Here is a 19,064-nt window from a genome sequence, read left to right as displayed (position 1 = left end):
AATATAAGAATTAAAAAAATTCTCTCTAAAGATTTATGGAATTTCTTTTCGTCTGTCATCTTAGGATAAAATTAATTTAAAAATAACAGCTTATGAAAACAAATAGCGTTTTAAAGAAATTAGCATGGGGATTAGTTATATTCATTGGATTATCCAATGTCGTTTTAGCCCAAAAGATTCAAGTAAGTGGTAAGGTAATGCTTGCCGCGGACAGTTCGGCATTACCCGGGGCAACCGTTCTCATTAAAAACACGAATATTGGCGTAGCCACCAATTCGCAAGGGGATTACACGATACAGGCGAATGTAGGAGATACTTTACGATTCAGTTTTATCGGGTTAGAAATTTTATATATCCCGGTAAAAGAGAAGACATTAAACGTTTACCTGAATACGGACGACGAAACGGCAATGGTAAGCGAGTGCATTGTTACCGGATACGAAACCATACACCACGAAAGTGCCGTGCTTAAACTCCGTTCCGGAATGCCCGTAACATTAACTTCCGAGCAAAACACGGAAGAGTATAACGAATTCGCCGCAAATTGCTTCCTGTTGGCCTTGGACAAGCCTCTTTCCACGTTCTCGATCGACGTGGACAACGCTGCTTATTCTAATGTACGACGTTTTATTAATCAAGGAACTCTTCCTCCTGTCGATGCCATACGCACGGAAGAGTTCCTGAATTATTTCGCTTATGATTACCCCGCCCCACGAGGAAATGACCCAGTAAGTATCACCACCGAGGTTTCCAACGCCCCATGGAACACGCAGCACAAACTGGTACATATCGGGATCAAGGCAAAAGAAATTGCCACGGAAAACCTTCCGGCCTCGAATCTTGTATTCTTGATTGACGTATCCGGTTCCATGGATTTCTCCAACAAACTCCCGCTGTTGAAATCATCTTTGAAATTACTCGTGAAACAACTTCGTCCACAAGATCGAGTAGCGATTGTTACTTACGCGAACCAAACAAAAGAAGTACTTACCTCTACCCCGGGAAGTGATAAAGCCAAAATTCTGGCTGCCATCGATGGATTATATGCCAGTGGCGGTACTGCCGGTGGAGATGGAATCCAAAGAGCCTACCGGGTTGCCGAGAATAATTTTATTAAAGGAGGAAACAATCGCATTATCCTAGCCACAGACGGAGATTTTAACATCGGCATTTCTTCACCCAAAGAACTAGAAAAGATGATTGAAACAAAACGGGCCACAGGTATATTCCTGACGGTTTTAGGTTTCGGTATGGGAAATTATAAAGATAACCGGATGCAGGTTCTCGCAGAGAAAGGAAACGGGAATCATGCTTATATTGACAACCTGACGGAAGCGAAAAAAGTATTAGTAAACGAATTCGGAGGAACCCTTTTCACGGTTGCCAAAGATGTAAAGATTCAGGTGGAATTCAATCCGGCTAAAGTTCAAGCTTATCGCCTGATCGGTTACGAAAGCCGCCTGCTGGAAGCGAAAGACTTCAACGATGACACGAAAGATGCCGGAGAAATGGGAGCCGGACATAGCGTTACTGCCTTGTACGAGATCATCCCGGTCGGAGTTAAAAGTAATTTTGCACCCACCATTGACCCACTGAAATACCAGAAAACAGGAAGAGATGAAAAGCAAACCCTAACGGATAGTCCGGAATTATTAACCGTGAAGCTTCGCTATAAACAACCGAACTCACATAAAAGTTCTAAAATGGAAGTAGCCGTTATCGACAAAGATACACCTATAAAAAAGAGTTCCGAAAATTTCCGGTTCTCTGCCGCTGTTGCAGGATTCGGGATGTTATTACAAAATTCGGATTACAAGAACGATTTTACATTCGATAACGTTATCGACCTCGCCAAACAAGCTACAAATTATGACCCGGAAGGGTATCGAAAAGAGTTTATCCGGCTGGTCGAAAGTGCTGCCTTACTAAAATGAATAAAACAAAATTGGCCGGAAAGCTTTCCGGCCAATTTTTATAAAGCAATATCACTTTATTTAATCAACAAATCGTTTTTCAATGCCGTCCGGGGAACAGCGACTTCAGCCACCCCACAAGCGTAAGCACCTAGAACATATTGACCATAGGTAAAACAAACTGAGGTTTTGTTAAAGTTAACAGCCGTCACATCTTTCAGCGTGGGATCTGTCGTGAAACAACCTTCCGGATTCTTGAAATTCGCTTTCAACTGGGTATTAATCTGAGTCTCATTAGTATAATTCAGAATCTCCTGATTCGTCAAGAACTTCTGATTCTGCACGTCATAATTGAAAGTGTAGAAATTCGTTATTCCATGCGCACCGCCCGTGAAAGTGTAAACAATCAAGCGTACACTCACGTATTGGTCGTTTGCCATAAACACGCTATCACCTACCTGCAACTCGTATATCCATACCGGACGCTCTTCCCCAGCTGCCTGCCATGACTCGAAGAACTCGTTCGCATCAGTCTTCAAGCTATCCTGCAAATCATTCACGAACTTCTCAATTTTCTTGTTCAATACCTCGCAACTTTTATTCACGTTCGCATCAGCAGACGAGAACATAGAACGATTTACCGTAATGTCCCAATTCTCAGAATTCGCCGTAACCTTTTCATTCTTCACGTTCAAATCCTGAACCTTCGGCTGGCATCCCACAAAGGCAAATGCCATAAAAACTGCCATAATTAGTGTACTTTTCATTGTGTGTTTTGTTTTTTGTGTGTATCACAAAATTATGAAATTAAAATATACTGTTATCACATTGCATCACTTTTATTTTATCAAATCTAAAGCGGCTAATTTCTGCTTGATCCTCATTTGAATCATCGCTTTTGTCATTTCATGTTCCATCTGCATGGATTCCATAAAAGCTTGATTATAACATTTTTTTGCCTCATCATACTCTTTTAGTACCTTATTCGTATCCCCCAACATGGCAAGAAAATTAATTTTATCCATCAACGAAATATCCGTGTATTGTAATGCTTTTATCGTCCACTCTTTCGTTTTCAAAATAACGCTTTCAGGCACTTTTCCCCCGGTAGCGGTATAAACTTGCTGGGCAGCCATTCCATAATCAACGGCACGGGCATCCTCTCCCAATTCTTTAAAATAAGCATCCATAGACTTCACGTATTCCTCCCCGTCTTTCTTATAAAAAAGCAAATACTCGGCATCATACAAATAGGTAAATCGCTGCCGAGCAGACATCGTTTTCTGTGGGACTACGCTGTATGTCAACCTCATATCCCCATCAATGCGTTCCAAGTATTTTTTATACTCCTCTTTACCGGCACGGGCCATATTCTCCATGATTTTATTATTGTACTCCATCACGAAATAAGCAGGCCCTTCCCCAAGTTTCAAATAAGCCTCCATGTTTTTATTCATAAACTCCATCAACTTGTCCCCCGGCTTATCCGCATGATGAAAAGTATTGATAATGCGATAATCATCCGCATTAATTAATTCCGGTCCCATTTTCAAATCAATATAGTCCTTAAAAATCTTTTCGATTCGGGCAATCCATTTTGTCTGTTCCATATTTTCCAGCGTACTCACGTAAGCGGGAGCCCCCAGCAACAACTGTTGCATTAACACTAAATCATTCTTAGAAGATTTGAACTTCGTGTAAATCTCCTCAAAGCTCATCTCTTCCCCCGTGACAACCTTGGCCGATTTTATAAGAGCCGCACCATCAAGAACTCCTTCCAAGCGAGAAAGCAATTTTCCATCCGCATCAAAAAAAGCCAGCGTGGGATACGATCTCACCTTATTCTGCTTCACGACCTGACGATTAGCGGGATTCTCCGCGTCAATCTGTATGGAAACAAACTTCTCGTTAAAATACTTTCCAACAGCCTCAAGCGTGAAGACATCTTTAGCCAGCCGTTTACAAGGCCCGCACCAATCCGCGTAGAAATCCACGAACAGCATCTTTCCCTCTTGCTTGGCTTTTTCTAAAGCCGCATTATAATCTCCTTTAAAGAATTCAATTCCTTGACCAAAAGACTGAATTCCTCCCATAAATATCAATACAATAACCAGAATTGTTTTCATTTTTACTTTTGTTTTAGATAAAGGGGCTGTCCTAAAAGTCAATTTTAAACAACTACCCCCACTAACTCCCCCTTACACAGGGGGAGAAACAGCTTGGTAATCAGCTCTCCCCTGTGTAAGGGGGAGTTGGAGGGGGTAGTTGGCAAATACAAACAGGACTTTTTGAAAATCGCAATAAAAATAAATTTTATCACGATTTTCTGAGTTAAAAATTTGGTTGAGACTTAGAATTCACCCTCTTTATCCGAATTAATTTATTTTACCACAAACGTATAGACATCCGATAATAACTCGGAGTAACCATCATTCGAAACTTTCAAGGTAACGACATAACGCCCCACGGGTAGTTCCGTGTATAACGGTAACTCCATAACTCCTCCACCACGGACTGTAATTTCTTTTTTGAATACTTCCGCATCTCCTCCCTCCGAAGCCTTCACGCTTACAAATTCGAACGACAGGGGGGAAGTACCCAATACTCCCTGTATTTTCTGGGTCACCCAAGGAGCCTCATTCGCCATCCTGACAGCATCTTCCACCGGATCCAGTGTTTTTTTCACTTCCAATTCATTCGGTAAATAACCGGCATTCTCCGCCTTCAAATACCCGACCTTCATATCCTGACATCCCCAACAGGTGATAATCAGCACAAGAAATAAATATACTTGTTTCATCATAGCATTTCGTTTTTATAATTGTCCCAAGGTATAAGAGTAATTCAAAGAATGAACGACTCCATTATCCGTTTCTATATCAGTTGAAGCGACATCAATCTGTGTTCTCGTGTCAAACGAAGTGACATACAAATACACGGGTCCCACGTCCGGAATATCATGATAGGTATCCTGAAACGAGTATACCCAGAATTTTGTCCCGAAAGCACTGGTGAAAACTTTTCCACCTTTCCCCTGCGTCTCGCCCAAAATCTGTTCGCCCCGGGGAATATCATCCCGCCAATGAATCCCGGCAACCACATGCCGTAATATCAACTCCCGACACGTTGCTTCCGGAATTTCCCGAATAGCATTATATCCCTGCTCGATCATCCATCGAAGAATGGATAAATTTGTCGGACCGAAAAAAGTTATTTTCTCGTACCCGACCTGCTTCCCTTGAAACAAATCTTCCAGACCGGCACGTTCCACCAAGAGTAACGTGCTATCCCAATCGTAAGAATTGGAATGCAGGTAATCATACATCGTCCCGTCAAAACGGCCGTTCGCTAAACCCGAATCGATGTAATTGTATTTCGTCTCGCAAGAAAAAAGCGAGAGCAAAACCAAAATTATTCCTATATTTCTCATTGTCTTCATTTTAAATTTACTCGAATCTTGACCAATAAATATTCTGACGTATCAAATCATTTAGATTAAATGCTTCATCCCCAATCGGTAAAAACAAAGCTCCTTCTTTTACATCTTGCTGATCCAGTGTTTTGTAATTACCATCCATATAAGTATGTATGTATTCCAGTCCATTCCGTATAATGTCATAATACCGATGTCCTTCAAGCAGAAGTTCCCTCTCCCGTTCTTTAAAGATCGCCAGTTGAATGTCATTTTCTCCCGGAGCCGGATAAGGCGTAGCGTGAGCCCGATTGCGGATTTTATTCAAATCCGCTTTTGCCAGATCATCACCCAGTTTTGCGTAGCATTCGGCCCTCAACAAATAAATATCCGCCAAGCGCCAGTAGCTATAATTCACGTCAATGTAAGCGACCTGAGGGGTAGGACTCCACGACACATTCCTGTAGACTACATCTCGCCATTTATACACGTATGCATATCCTTGATTCACTTTATACATCGTATCATGCGACATGGAATCCAGCTTAAAGAAATATTCATCCCTCCGGTCATCCGTATCCTCGTAAAGATTTTTAACCGTCTCGGCCTTGATCACGAAGTTTTTCGTCACCACGGATCCCGGCGTTTCCGTACCTTTTACCGGCCAAGTAATCCATACCCTGCCCGGGAAGTACGCCATCGGGTAAGTCTGAAAACGGTCCAGCTCAAACTCCAGAATATTCTCCTGACTGGCACCTATTCCTTTCATGGCTTTCGTACACACCTCTTCACTCGTGCGTTCCAACTCGTAAAATCCCGCTTTCTTTTCAATCAAAAGCGTAGACCATTCTATCGACTCTTCATAACATTTTTTTGCATCTCCTTCCAGACCGCACAAATCAATCATGCTCCCTTTCCATGCATACAAATGAGCCAAGAGAGCCGCACAACTTCCCTTGCAACCATATTGCTTTGACACCCAAGTATTCGCACCGAGAAGAGGCATATCCTCGTACTTCGGTAACAATTTATATCCTTCCGAGGCATTTTTTATCGCTTCATCCAACACATCCAGCATTGAACTTTTGTTATATACCTCCATACTGGTACTATTTCTCGTGATAACGGCATCTCCCCACTTCCTCGCTAAATCGAAATAAACAAAACCCTTCACGAAATAGGCCTGCCCCGCATAGAAGTCCAATTTATCCTGCGGAATCCCCTCTGCCCGATATAAATTATCCAGAATCACGTTCGCCACGTAAATCAAATCATACTGATTTCTCCAACCATTGGAAAATGAATTTATTATTGACGTTTGATTCAACATTCGTTGATCCCCATAATAGGAGCTATTCACCTGATCGGCCAAAAACCCCCGGAAAGCCATCACTTCATTTTCAAATTGTTTGTACCGGAAAAAACCCTCCAACTGAAAAATCATGGCATTAAAATCCTCCTCGGTTTTAAAGAAATTCGTGAATGTTATGGCATTCTCCGGTTCCACGTCCAAAACGCTATCACATCCCCATAACAAAGGGAAAAGTAGTATATATATAATTTTCCTCATGGCTAAAATTTTACAGTTAATCCTAACGTTAGCTTCCGGGCAAGAGGATAATACATGAAATTATCATACCCGGTATAGGGGTCCACCACTTCCGGATCCACGCCGGAATAATTTGTCAACAGAAACAAGTTCTCTGCCGTAAAAAACAAACGACACCCTTCAAGATTAATTTTCTTCATCCACTCTTTCGGGAGATTATAGCCAAGAGTCAATTGTTTCAAGCGCAAATAATGCACTTTCTCAATATTGGAAGAGACATCTCCACCAAACTGACCGATATAACCATCAGTACTAGAGGTTATAATAGGATAATCTGCCTTATCGCCCGGTTTCTCCCAAAATGTCGTGTTTGCATAATCAACAAAAATCGTACTTGTTCTTAAATTATTCTGCAAGGAAGAAATCTTGTACAAATTAATAATTTTCCGCCCCAAGGAATACGTAAACAATACATTCAAATCGAAACCGTTCCACATAATCTCGTTTGCCCATCCCCCGTAAGCAACCGGCAAGGTCGATCCCGCATAATATCGATCCTCATCATTGATTTTTCCATCCTGATTCATATCCTGAATCATCCGGGTTCCCGCCGAATAGGGATAACTCTTATTCATCGAGTGTAACAGATTTTTATTCCCTTGCTGATCGTAATAAGCCGGAATATCCTTCTCGGACTCGATTATTCCCAGATCCTTGTAAATATACAACCCGTAAATAGGACGCCCAAGAACCAACTGGCCAGTACCGTTCACCATATCCATATCCGTGTACGACTTTTCAAAGCGGTTCCAGTTCCTCGAAATATTAAATTTTCCCCGCCATTTTACTTCCGTGTTACGTAATATATCATAATTCAACTCTAACTCGATTCCCTCATTAGAAACCTCCATTGCGTTCTGCCATGCGGTTTTATGATAATAGTAATCTCCCGGTAAGGAAACATTGAATAACAGAGATTTCGAATATTTATAATAGTAATCTAACTTGAATTTCAAACGATAATCAAAGAGATCGACATCCAAACCAATATCATACTGGTCTGATTCCTCCCAAGTCAAATTTCTATTAACGATCTGGGAAGGTAATACCCCTGCATTCCCCAAGAAAGTATTTGCAAATTCCAAAGTTCCATGTGCCAGATAGGCATCTCGGAATTGCTGCCCGGAAGTTCCCCATGATGCCCGTATTTTAGCATAACTCAACCACCATTTCTTGAAAAACGGTTCCTCGGAAAAAGCCCAACCGACAGCGACCGATGGGAACGTGGCCCAACGCACATCCTCCCCAAACACGGACGAACCATCCCTTCTCAACGTGAACTCGAACAAATATTTCTTTTTATAATTATAAGCGGCACGACCAAAATAACTTAACATGATCTTTTCCTCAAAATTGGAGCGATAAGCCTGTAAGGATTTAACACTTCCATATTCCTCGAACGTGGTAGGAAATCCATTCAGTACATAATGAATCTTATCACTTGGAGATCCCTTCCCGCTCCCGCTAAACTGGTCTTTTGCCTCTCTCAAATAAGACAAACCCAACAGAATTTCCATGTTATGATTATCCCGGATCGATTTATTATAAACAAGTAGATTCTCATTGGAGAATAGCGTTCCACTACTTATGCTTCCCGTTGATACACTCAAATTATTCGCCGCATCCAGATAACTGGGTGTAAATGAGTTCCGTTTCCCTTCAGAGAAATCCATGGATAAACTCGAAGACAATTTCAATCCTTTTACGAACTCGTACGCAACGGCCAGACTTGCCCGGATCCGGTAAGTAATATTTTTCTCGGAAGATTCGTTCAACTGTTTCAAGGTCTCCTTCTCAATCTCGCCGGATCCCGGCAAAATGGATAAATTTGATTTCGGGTCGACTGTCAACCGCTCTATCTTACTTGCATTTGTAAAAGAAGTATTTGCAGCTCCCCGGCTTCGATCCGTGTAGGCTAAGTACAAACGGGCATCAATATTCAAATTTGCACGGGGAACAACATTCAAGTTTGTCAGGATATTAGCTCTCTTAAAATTACTCCCCAACATGATTCCTGTTTCGTCATACCATCCTGCCCCTACCATATACTTTATGGTTTCCGTCCCCCCGGAAGCCTGAAGATTTGCGTTTAAAATCTTTCCCGCATCGAAACAATATTTCCACCAATTCGTCGAATTGTTGTAAAATGGATTCAAACTATCTTGTAAAGGTTTCCCTGTACCAATTTGATATTCAGTTAAGGGATACCCGCTATTCCAGAAATAATCATACGCCCCATTCTGGTGATAGGCATCACGATAAGATTCCGGCATCTTATATATTCCTGTTTGCCAGCTTCCGTAAGCCGTGCGATAGTTCCTTAATTTATTGAGATTCGCGATTCGTTCCAACTGTCCTCCCGTCTGTGTCGGGGTCTCCGGCAGAATAGAATACGAGTAAGAAACATTCGCGGAGAACTTACCCCGACCGGTTTTCCCTTGTTTCGTGGTGATTAGGATTACTCCATTACTTGCCCTTGAGCCATACAACGCTGCCGATGCCGCATCTTTCAGCACCTCAACGGATTCAATAGTAGAAGGATCAATCTCGGCTAACGTGTTCGTACCCGTCACCGGAGAAGTAAATGAATGAACGGGAACTCCGTCAATCACGTACAAAGGTGTTCCATCCGTCTGTGATTCTGACAACAAGGAATTATAACCGCGAATATTGATACGGGTTCCACCCCCACCGGGAGAACCGGAAATATTCGACACTTCCACACCTGCCATGTGTCCTTGCAACAAATTCTCAAGACTGGCAGAAGGAACCTCTTCCAGCTCCTTAGCTTTCACGGATGAAACAGCCCCAATCAATTCTCTTTTTTTCCGTTCCCCGTAAGTCACCACGGTCACCTCATCCAAATCGGAAATTTCCTCTTCCAGCACGACATTGATCGTCGTCTGATCCTTCAATTCAACCTCTTTCGTTTTCATCCCCACGAAAGAGAATAACAACGCTTTGGCTGTTGCCGGAAGCTCCAATTTATACACGCCATTCACGTCGGTCACGACACCGACAGTAGTTCCCTTCACGTAAACCGACACCCCGGGAAGCTTTCCCTTTTGCTTATCCGTGATCGCTCCCGTGATCACTCTCTTTTTCGGAGTCACAGCCGTAGAACCTTTTACTTCTTCCGCAGCTTTCTTCTTGATAACCACAACGTTCTTTTCGAGAGTGTACGTGTAATCCGTCTTCCGCAAACAAATATTCATCACGCTATCAATCAACACGTCCTTCACGTCAATCGTGATCTTACCAATTTTGTTCACGGCATCCATACTATACACGAATGTCATTTTACTTTGTTTCTCTACAGCAAAAATGATGTCCAGCATCGAGGCATTTTCCCTTTTCAGCGTTAATTTTTCCGTTTGTGCATGCACACTTCGAAATGCTCCACTAGCTAAAAAAACCGCTATACACAAGCAAATTTTCATGCATATAGAACTTTTCTCCTTTTTTTTATCGTGCAGGAGCCACGTCCAAAAGTTTTTTTTCATAACTTTGAGAAATTAAATTGATATTGAATTTAATGAAATGGGTTGTCAGAAATAATCACCACAAAATCTCTGGCTCCCATTTTTATTTATAGCAATACGTGGTCAACTACCACTTTTCACCGTCAACGATTTTCCAAGCATCTCAAATTTCACCTCGCCTGTCAACTCCAATATTTTCAATAAAGAATCAACATGTTCATACTTTTCCAGCTTAAACCCAAATCGCTTTTCCGCCATCTCCGGATTCTGGTAGAACACCTCGAAATCATACCAACGAGCCATCTCCTGTAAAATGTCATCCAAGCGTTCTTCCTCGAACACGAACATCTGTTCCTTTCTCAAACGGTAATTCTCTCCCTTAATCTTACGATAAGAGAAATCTCCCGATTGCTCATAATACGTAGCCTGTATATCGGGACGCAACACGTTATCTTTTACACTCACCACACCCTCAACCAACGAAGTTTCCACCAGCCCCGAATTCCGATACGCCTTCACGTTAAAACTCGTTCCCAATACCTTCACGTCAAGAGATTTCGTTTTCACGTAGAAAGGATGAGCCGGATCATGGTGTACCTCAAAATAAGCCTCTCCTTCCAAGTATACTTCTCGTTTATTGCCTTTAAAACGAATTGGGAATCGAATTTCCGACTCTGCAAAAACCCAAACATTTGTCCCATCTGCCAATTTCAGATTATATTCTCCTCCCCTAGGAACGATAATCCGGTGATACTCAACTTTTGAATTTGTTATTGAATCAACTCCTGTGTAATCCAATCCGATTCCATTCTCTAAAAGCACACCATATTGATTTAGTTTTTCCGCAACATTTTTTACGGTATCCAAAGCAACCAACTGTCCCCCCGGCAACTCTAACATCGTCTTATGACTTTCAAAATAAGCGTTCACAATATAATTCGGACGCTCTCCCACCTTAAAATGACTCACGTACAAAAAAAACGCTGCAACTGCCAACGGTAAAATCAATATTGCCGCATACCAGAACACACGGTAGATTTGCTTGGAATTCTTTGTACTTGTTGCTTTCTGAATTTCATTCCAACTCCTTGCCGCATCAAAAGATTCGTAAATTTCTTTTTTAACTACAATCGCTTTAGGATCTCGAATACGTTCCAACAATTTCTCTCCCTCGGGGATTCCTTGAAGCTCCTTTTCCAACTCCAATTCCTCCATATCAGAAAGTTTCCCTTCCAAATACCGGGTAATTCGCTCCGCCAACTCGATTGATTCTCTATATTTTTCCATACTATTTTATCAACTTTTACATACCTAATATGCAAAAAGAGAATTCAAGGGTGACCGGAAAACTAAAAATTTTTCGATTTTTATTATTCTGACAGAATAAAATCATGATAATCAACAAGGAATCACATATTCATCAACACCAAGAAAATAATAAACAAATGTTTCAACTCCTCCCGGAGAAAAGCATACGCTTTCCTTTTTTGAGTCTTCACCGTGTTCACGGAAATTGCCATTTTCTCAGCAATCTCTTCTTGAGAAAAACCTGCCATACTCAATTCCACCACACGCCTTCTTTCCTTTGGCAACTTACTTATGGCAGCTATAATCTCCCGGTGGACTTCTTCTTCAATCATCACGTTCAGAACAGACTCCGTATTGTCCTCCAATCTAGGATCGACCTCTTCATTCACCCGATGCTGGCGTAAATAAAAAAGAGCGTTATTACGTAAAGACTTATAAAGATACGCTTTAAAATATACCATATCCGTGCAAATTCCCCGTTTCTCCCAGAGATTTATAAAGGTCTCTTGCACCACATCTTCCACGGCCTCATGTTCCGGTATGTAATGTTTAACAAAAGCACATGACGCCCCGAAAAAGCTATCAAACAACTTTTTAAAGGCTCGCTCGTCCCCTCTGTTAAATTGATGCAACAGTATATCCACCCTTTATATTTTGCCTGCAAGATATGACTTTTTTCAAAAATATCAATGCAAAAAAAGAGCGATCCTTTCGGATCGCCCTCGTCTTCCCTACAATTCTCCCTATCTATTTCAACAATAAATCACCTTTCAATAACATACGGGGTACGGATATTTCTGCCGCTCCACAATAATGGGCCCCTAGAACCAGCGGGTTATAAGTAAAGCAAATATCACCTCCCGAAAAGTTTATCGTGGTTATATTTGCCAACGTGGGAATTTCCGAGAAACAGTTCTCCGGATTCTTGAAATTCCGTTGAATCTGCTTGTCAATCTCCGCACTCTTGTCATAATTCAGAATACTCTCCGGGCTCAAAAACTTCTTGTCCTTCAAGCTGTAATTGACCGCGTAATATTCCGTCAACCCGTTAGCCCCTCCTGTCAACGTGTAAACCGCAAGACGAACACTGATATAATGACGATCCGCCATGAACACGCTATCCTTAACATCCAATTCAAACGGGATCATCGGCTCTTCCTTCATCTCCCGAGCCTTTTGCAGGTACTCGTTCAATTGTGCCTTTAAATCATTTTGCAAGCTGTCAATCAACCGGGAAATCTCCCCGTTCACCGCCTTACATCCTTGTTCTACCTCGGCTTTCTGAGAGGTAAACACCGGATAGGCAATCGTAATATCAAACTCGTTCGTTTTATGGGATAAAAAATCCTTCCCCACCTTTATTATTGCCTCCTCACATCCCGTGAAAAACAACGCCAACAATGCCACTACAAAAGTATAATTCCTAATCATCTCCTTTTCTGTTTCAATTCTGAGGGTTATACGGAGGCTATATACAAAAGTTCGGGTCTATACTTAAAAAAATAAACTTTTAGAAATAAAAAACGCCAACTGTCAAATCAGTTAGTGATAATATAAACCATATTAATTTATCCCCTCTAAAAGTATCAATCAAAATCAGGGAAGATCAAAGAAGTATCAGGAAAATCTTTAAAACAACACTCAGCCTTGATTTTTTGGAAATTTAATACTATATTAGCCTTGACAAAATGGAAATAATATCGATTTAATGCCTTGACAAAATGGAAAATGAATATTTATATCGTAAAATAGATGACCAGCTCTTAGCTTGGAGCAAAGAAAGTAAACGAAAACCACTTCTTGTCCGTGGAGCAAGACAAGTAGGAAAATCATCGGCAATAAAAAATTTGGCTCAACATTTTGAATATTTTGTAGAAGTAAACTTTGACCAGCAAAAAGAAGTATGTACATTATTTGAAAAGGGGATTTCGCCACAAGAAATCTGTGAGAACCTTTCTCTGATTTACAATATTCCCATTATTCCGGGAAAAACGCTCTTATTTTTTGATGAAATTCAGGCATGTATAGCGGCTATTTCCTCATTGCGATATTTCTATGAAAAATATCCAGAACTACACCTCGTGGCCGCCGGGTCATTGTTGGAATTCGCATTGGAAGAACTACCTTCATTCGGAGTGGGTAGAGTTCGCTCCCTATTCGTGTACCCGTTTTCATTCGAGGAATTCCTTATTGCCAACAAGGAAACAATGTTGTGGGGAGCAATACAAAAAGCCACTCCACAAAAAGCTCTTTTAGAACCGATTCATAAAAAAGCCTTGCTACTGTTGAAAAAATTTCTGATACTAGGAGGGATGCCGGAAGTTATCGCTTCCTATGTTCAAGGAAAATCCATGTTGGATTGTCTTAGAATCATGGACGACTTGATTATATCATACAAAGACGATTTTTCTAAATACAAAAAAAGAGTACCAGAGTCCCGCATCACAGAAGTTTTTGACAGTGTTATGCAGAATGCAGGCAAACCATTTGTCTATGCGGGTGCAGCAAATGCGAACTACAAACAAATAAAGGAAGCCCTTGACCTGTTAATCAAAGCCGGCCTTGTTATTCCCGTAACACATTCAGCGGCAAATGGAATACCGATCGGAGCGGAAATCAATCCAAAGAAAAGAAAAATGCTTCCTCTTGACACAGGTTTATTCCAGCGTATATTAGGGTTGGATATGTCAGAGATATTTCTCTCGGATGATTTTGAAGTTGTAAACAAAGGAGCCATTGCAGAAATTTATGCAGGGCTGGAATTGCAAAAATCAACCTCTTGCTATCACAAGGATGATTTGTATTTCTGGAAACGAGAAGAACGGGGAAGCAATGCCGAAGTAGATTACCTCATTCAAAAAAATGAAGATATAATTCCCATCGAAATCAAGTCTGGGAAAAGAGGTTCCATGCAAAGTCTACACCTGTTCCTCAAAGAAAAACAATCACCTTACGGCATCCGGAGTTCATCAGAAAATTTCTGTGTTTATAAGAACATCAAGGTAATTCCATTATATGCCATTGGTAACATTTATCATGTAAACGAATAAAACGGGGTAGTTTCTCTCAACATCTCATTCCAAAGGAACAAAACACCGGAACCTTCAACCAAATACATGGTCTGAGTTCCGGTGTAATCTTCCGGAAGGTCCCCTCCGGTCTCTTGCACTTCATGTACGACTTTCACAAGAGTTAAAATCCGCATTTCAAATCACACTCTCTCCACTATTTTTCCCAATCGGATAGCGGGTTCACCTCTTCCGACTTTATTACCCAGTCTCTCACTTTCACGTTTTTCAAAAACTTCCGGGCTGCGTTACGAACATCCTCGACCGTCATGCTTTCCAGTATCTTGTCGAAAGCCTTATGATTCGTGGCGTCCACCTTGCTCTCGGCGTAAGTATTCAACACGTTCATCCAGTAATCAACACCGATATTCTCGCCCTGTTGATCCTGCATCCGCCGGATAGAGATCAGAATAGGCGACAATTCGCTCTCCGAGAAAAGCTCGTCTTTACTTCTCTCCAACTCGTTATAAATAATCTCCTTCATCCGTTCCACCTTGTCCCGTTGCGTCTCGAACCCCACCATCAAAGTAGCCTTACGATACGGGAAAGTCATGCAATTAGCATCCACGTTAACGCCATACGTGGCACTCTCCTGTTCCCGAACGATAGCGAACAAGCGATTCCGTAACATCTGTCCCCAAATTGTCAAGGCCATTTGCTCCTTGTCGGAAAACTTCCCGTCATTCTCTAACATCAGGTTCACCATTCCCTTGTCACCCGGCATTACCACCTTGAATTCACGGGCAATCGTGTCGGTATCCACGTCGTAATTACGAATGATATATTCCTCCTTCTTCCCCTTGCGAGAAGGCAGCGAGCCGATATATTTACACGTCAGGCGGGCGGCCTCGTCCCGGTCAATATCACCCACGATACAGAACGTGAACTCTTTCGCGTTCGAGAAACGTTCCCGGTAAAGCGACTTCATCCGTTCGAAATTCATCTTGTCGAAATAAGCCGCACCCCAATCCCGGTTACGATCGTCGATACGAGTCGTCAACTTCCGAATCGAATCCTGAACCAAATCCTGTGGGGTCTGACGACGATTCTCGTACATGTATTTAGCACGTTCCACATATTTGTCAAACTGCGGTCTATCGAAACGGGGTTCCTCGAACATCAAGTAGTACAACTGGAACAACAACTCGGCATTATCCGCTTTCGTGTTACCGCCAAAACCTTCCGTGTAATCACTTACCATCATGTTGAGACGAATCTGTTTACCCTGCACGAGATCCTTCAACGTGTTCAGGTCATACTTGTATATCCCGGACTTCATTGCCAAAGCCTGCATCGCAGCTAGCGTCGGTAAATCCTCGGTGTCCACCACGGAACGCCCGCCATGACTGCTACAAGCCATGGAGAAGAAACCGTTCCCCTCTTCCACGTACTTGTAGAACACCCTAGCCCCGTTGGACAGTGTCCACACTTCCGCCTTGAACCGATCCAACTTTTTCACCTTCTTAATCGTTCCCCCTTGGAGTTTCAGATCAAATCCTTCCGGGGTCTTCCGCTCGATTGTTTCCGGCTGAATGTCCTTCTCGGCCACCTTCGCCATGACGCCAAGCGCCTGCTCCTTGGTCAAATATTTGTAATCCTTGTCATTACCGGACACCACGATAATCCGGTTCGAATCCGTGGCCCACGAATGAATCCAAGCGTTCATATCTTTCGGCGTGATCTCCAATAACGCCTCTTTCAACACGTCCAGCTCCTCGCTTTGTTCCCGGAAAGGCAAACCACTTAGGAAATGAGACTGGAACACGCTCACGTAGTATGGATTACTCTCCTTCTCTGCAGCACTCTCCATTTTCTGCAGTTCTTGGAAAAGTGCCTCCTGCACCCGTTCCACTTCCACATCCGTGAAACCAAACCGTCGAATCTCTTCCCACACGGTCCACACCTGTTCAAACGCCTCGACATCCTTGTCTTTATAAGGTACGATGTCTAAAGAAAATCCATTGTAATTCCGAACAAAGGAACCGAACTCGGCCGACGCACTCAAAAACTTCTCCCGGTTGTCATTCACGATACGTGCCAACCGTTGTCCCCAGATTGCGTTGAAAATACGAGCCTTGAACGAGTAGGATTTCCGTCCCAGTTCATCCAATCCCACGACCCGGTGTGCCCGCTGGTGGAAAGAGATCATCTTCGACCGGTTCTCCGGATCCAGAATCAGCATGTAATCCAAGTCCGCCCGGTCGGGAATCTCCACCTCGTAGCGTTCCAGTGGGTTCACCCGTGCGGGGATCTGCCCGAACATCTCTTTTACTTTATTCTCGTACTCCACCTCGTCAACATCCCCCACGATAATCACACACTGCAAATCGGGACGATACCATTTGTGGTAAAATTCACGCAACACGTCGTACGGGAAACTTTTCAATAACTCCACCGAGCCAATCACGTTCCGCCGGGCATACTTCGTGTGGTTGTACACCACGGGAGCGCTCCCCTCTTGCAAACGTCGTCCCACGTCATAATGACTTCTCCACTCCTCGATAATCACGCCCCGCTCGTCATCAATATCCTTCTCTTTCAGTAAAATCTCGTTACACCAGTCCTTCACGATAAACATACACGTATCGACCAATCCCCCGTCAGCCGTGGGTACGTCCTCGATATTATACACGGTTTGATTGATTCCCGTCCGGGCGTTAAAAGTAAAAATACCTTTTCCACGCAAATAGGGCATCACGCCACCCGGGAAATGAGTCGTCCCGTTAAAGGCCATGTGTTCCAGAAAATGCGCCAACCCGTTCTCGTGATCCTCCTCCAAGATAGACCCCACGTTCTGTAACAGGTAAAAACTCACCCGTCCCGGTTCTGCCTTGGAATGTTTCACGTAATAAGTCAACCCGTTTTCCAACTTCCCGTAACGTAACCCCTCCATTCCTTCCTGTGCCACCAAGGGAGTAAAGGCTGTAAAAAGAAATATCGCAATTGAAAATAATAATCCCCTCATACCTTTTATTTAGCTAATTCCAGCGCCTGCAACTTCCGCTTCATGATTAACTGAATCTGTGCAGAACGCATCTTGTTCTCGATTTGCAAAGCCTCCATGTACCCTTGGTTATAAGCATCCTTCGCCTTGTCGAACTGTTTCAATGCCTTGTAGGTATCTCCCAGCATGGTCACGAAATTAATCCGGTCGATCAAACCTGTTCCCTCATATTGCATGGCTTTCACTAACCAATCCTTTACCTGTCCCAACTGTTCGTCATTCAATTTTCCTTTACTCATGACATACATGTTTTGAGCAATTTCCCCGTAATCATTCGCACCTACCTGATCGCCCAAAGCAGCAAGATACTTGTTCATCAATTCCACGTATGAAGCCACATCCTTCTTGTAAGACAACAAATACATTCCGTCATAATAATACTTGAATTTTTCGTAAGGAGTCAAGGTTCCCGTGGGCATGATAGCGTAAGCCGCTTCCAAATCACCGTTAATTCTTTCAAGGTATTTTTTATACTCCTCTTTACCGGCTTTCGCCAAATCCCCGATGACATTATTATTATGCTCCACCAACAGAATACCGGGAGCCTCTCCCAACTTGTTCATGTATGTCTCCAGATTTTTTGCGATAAAATTCATCACGGCATCATCCTTCACGTTCTTCTTGTTGAACTTGCTCACGATCTGAAAATCCTCTTTATTAATAAAATCCAGCCCCATCTTGGCTTTCGTGTACTCGGCATATAATTTATCAATTCGTACGATCCATTTCTGAGCTTCCATCCCCTGCAATCCTCCCACGTAATCCGGGGCCTGCTTTAAAACCAATTGCATATCAGCCAAATCCTTTTTCGACTTTGCCCGATCGTATAATTTCTCGAAACTCAGCTGTTCCCCACAAACCACCTTAGCTGCATTCAAGAAATCAGCTTTCTCTCTCGCCCCAGCCAACCGGGAAACCACGCTAGCATCTGCCTTGAAAAAAATCAATGTAGGTAATACTGTCACGTTAAAATTCCCCGCTGTTTCCTTCTGCCATCCCTCCTTCTCCACGTCTATCTGCATACACACAAACTTCTCGTTCATGTATTTCCCCACCTCTTCATCCGTGAACACCTTCTCGACCATTTGCTTGCAAGGTCCACACCACGTGGCATAGAAATCCACGAACACCAGTTTATTTTCCTGTTTTGCCTTTGCCAACGCTTCGTCAAAAGTTCCTTTGAAAAAATTAATCCCTTGAGAAGAGGCAGATACACTCCACCCCATCAACAGGGTGAAGCATATCGTTATAAAATAATTCTTTGTCAT

At 42.6% G+C, this 19,064-nt stretch carries 14 protein-coding genes; 2 read left to right on the top strand and 12 right to left on the bottom strand.

Annotated elements, in window-relative coordinates; all coding sequences use genetic code 11:
- Positions 1 to 92 precede the first annotated feature (92 nt).
- The gene (locus QVC79_RS05635; RefSeq protein WP_270594349.1) at positions 93 to 1,934 is read left to right on the top strand and encodes a YfbK domain-containing protein; all 1,842 of its coding nucleotides are present in this window, start codon (positions 93 to 95) and stop codon (positions 1,932 to 1,934) included.
- A gap of 56 nt (positions 1,935 to 1,990) precedes the next feature.
- On the opposite strand, the gene QVC79_RS05630 is transcribed toward QVC79_RS05635, so the two are convergent.
- The 9 genes from QVC79_RS05630 to QVC79_RS05590 form a co-directional block, all read right to left on the bottom strand.
- On the bottom strand, positions 1,991 to 2,680 hold the full coding sequence (locus tag QVC79_RS05630) for a DUF4163 domain-containing protein (RefSeq protein ID WP_270594350.1): 690 nt from the start codon (positions 2,678 to 2,680) through the stop codon (positions 1,991 to 1,993).
- Positions 2,681 to 2,752: 72 nt separating this feature from the next.
- Positions 2,753 to 4,039: a thioredoxin family protein gene (locus QVC79_RS05625; RefSeq protein WP_270594351.1), complete on the bottom strand. Its 1,287-nt coding sequence runs from the start codon at positions 4,037 to 4,039 to the stop codon at positions 2,753 to 2,755.
- A gap of 254 nt (positions 4,040 to 4,293) precedes the next feature.
- Complete coding sequence (locus tag QVC79_RS05620) at positions 4,294 to 4,716, bottom strand: hypothetical protein (protein ID WP_229782996.1); 423 nt, start codon at positions 4,714 to 4,716, stop codon at positions 4,294 to 4,296.
- A 12-nt stretch (positions 4,717 to 4,728) separates the two neighbouring features.
- A complete protein-coding gene (locus QVC79_RS05615) occupies positions 4,729 to 5,343 on the bottom strand; it encodes a fasciclin domain-containing protein (RefSeq protein WP_164719564.1) in 615 nt (204 codons plus the stop codon).
- 16 nt (positions 5,344 to 5,359) lie between these two features.
- Positions 5,360 to 6,895 (bottom strand): RagB/SusD family nutrient uptake outer membrane protein, encoded by a 1,536-nt coding sequence (locus QVC79_RS05610; RefSeq protein ID WP_270594352.1) that lies wholly within the window; start codon positions 6,893 to 6,895, stop codon positions 5,360 to 5,362.
- A 2-nt stretch (positions 6,896 to 6,897) separates the two neighbouring features.
- The gene (locus tag QVC79_RS05605) at positions 6,898 to 10,437 is read right to left on the bottom strand and encodes a TonB-dependent receptor (RefSeq protein ID WP_287642444.1); all 3,540 of its coding nucleotides are present in this window, start codon (positions 10,435 to 10,437) and stop codon (positions 6,898 to 6,900) included.
- Positions 10,438 to 10,539: 102 nt separating this feature from the next.
- On the bottom strand, positions 10,540 to 11,703 hold the full coding sequence (locus QVC79_RS05600) for a FecR family protein (RefSeq protein WP_270594355.1): 1,164 nt from the start codon (positions 11,701 to 11,703) through the stop codon (positions 10,540 to 10,542).
- A 122-nt stretch (positions 11,704 to 11,825) separates the two neighbouring features.
- Positions 11,826 to 12,368, bottom strand: a complete 543-nt coding sequence (locus tag QVC79_RS05595; protein WP_124315929.1) for an RNA polymerase sigma factor — start codon at positions 12,366 to 12,368, stop codon at positions 11,826 to 11,828.
- 103 nt (positions 12,369 to 12,471) lie between these two features.
- The gene (locus QVC79_RS05590; RefSeq protein ID WP_270594357.1) at positions 12,472 to 13,155 is read right to left on the bottom strand and encodes a DUF4163 domain-containing protein; all 684 of its coding nucleotides are present in this window, start codon (positions 13,153 to 13,155) and stop codon (positions 12,472 to 12,474) included.
- A 290-nt stretch (positions 13,156 to 13,445) separates the two neighbouring features.
- Between QVC79_RS05590 and QVC79_RS05585 the strand changes: the two genes are divergently transcribed.
- Positions 13,446 to 14,774 (top strand): ATP-binding protein, encoded by a 1,329-nt coding sequence (locus QVC79_RS05585; RefSeq protein WP_270594359.1) that lies wholly within the window; start codon positions 13,446 to 13,448, stop codon positions 14,772 to 14,774.
- On the opposite strand, the gene QVC79_RS05580 is transcribed toward QVC79_RS05585, so the two are convergent.
- From QVC79_RS05580 to QVC79_RS05570, 3 genes are read right to left on the bottom strand one after another with little or no spacing between them, the layout of a single operon-like run.
- Complete coding sequence (locus QVC79_RS05580; protein WP_270594360.1) at positions 14,759 to 14,929, bottom strand: hypothetical protein; 171 nt, start codon at positions 14,927 to 14,929, stop codon at positions 14,759 to 14,761. The genes QVC79_RS05585 and QVC79_RS05580 overlap by 16 nt on opposite strands.
- 20 nt (positions 14,930 to 14,949) lie before the next feature.
- Complete coding sequence (locus tag QVC79_RS05575; RefSeq protein WP_270594361.1) at positions 14,950 to 17,757, bottom strand: M16 family metallopeptidase; 2,808 nt, start codon at positions 17,755 to 17,757, stop codon at positions 14,950 to 14,952.
- A 5-nt stretch (positions 17,758 to 17,762) separates the two neighbouring features.
- Positions 17,763 to 19,064, bottom strand: coding sequence for a thioredoxin family protein (locus tag QVC79_RS05570; protein WP_270594362.1), 1,302 nt, complete (start codon positions 19,062 to 19,064; stop codon positions 17,763 to 17,765).

The organism is Butyricimonas sp. (assembly GCF_019423355.1).
In the GTDB taxonomy this organism is placed as follows: domain Bacteria; phylum Bacteroidota; class Bacteroidia; order Bacteroidales; family Marinifilaceae; genus Butyricimonas; species Butyricimonas faecihominis.
The sequence above is the reverse complement of the archived record's forward strand: the minus strand, read 5'-3'. Positions and strand labels throughout refer to the sequence as shown.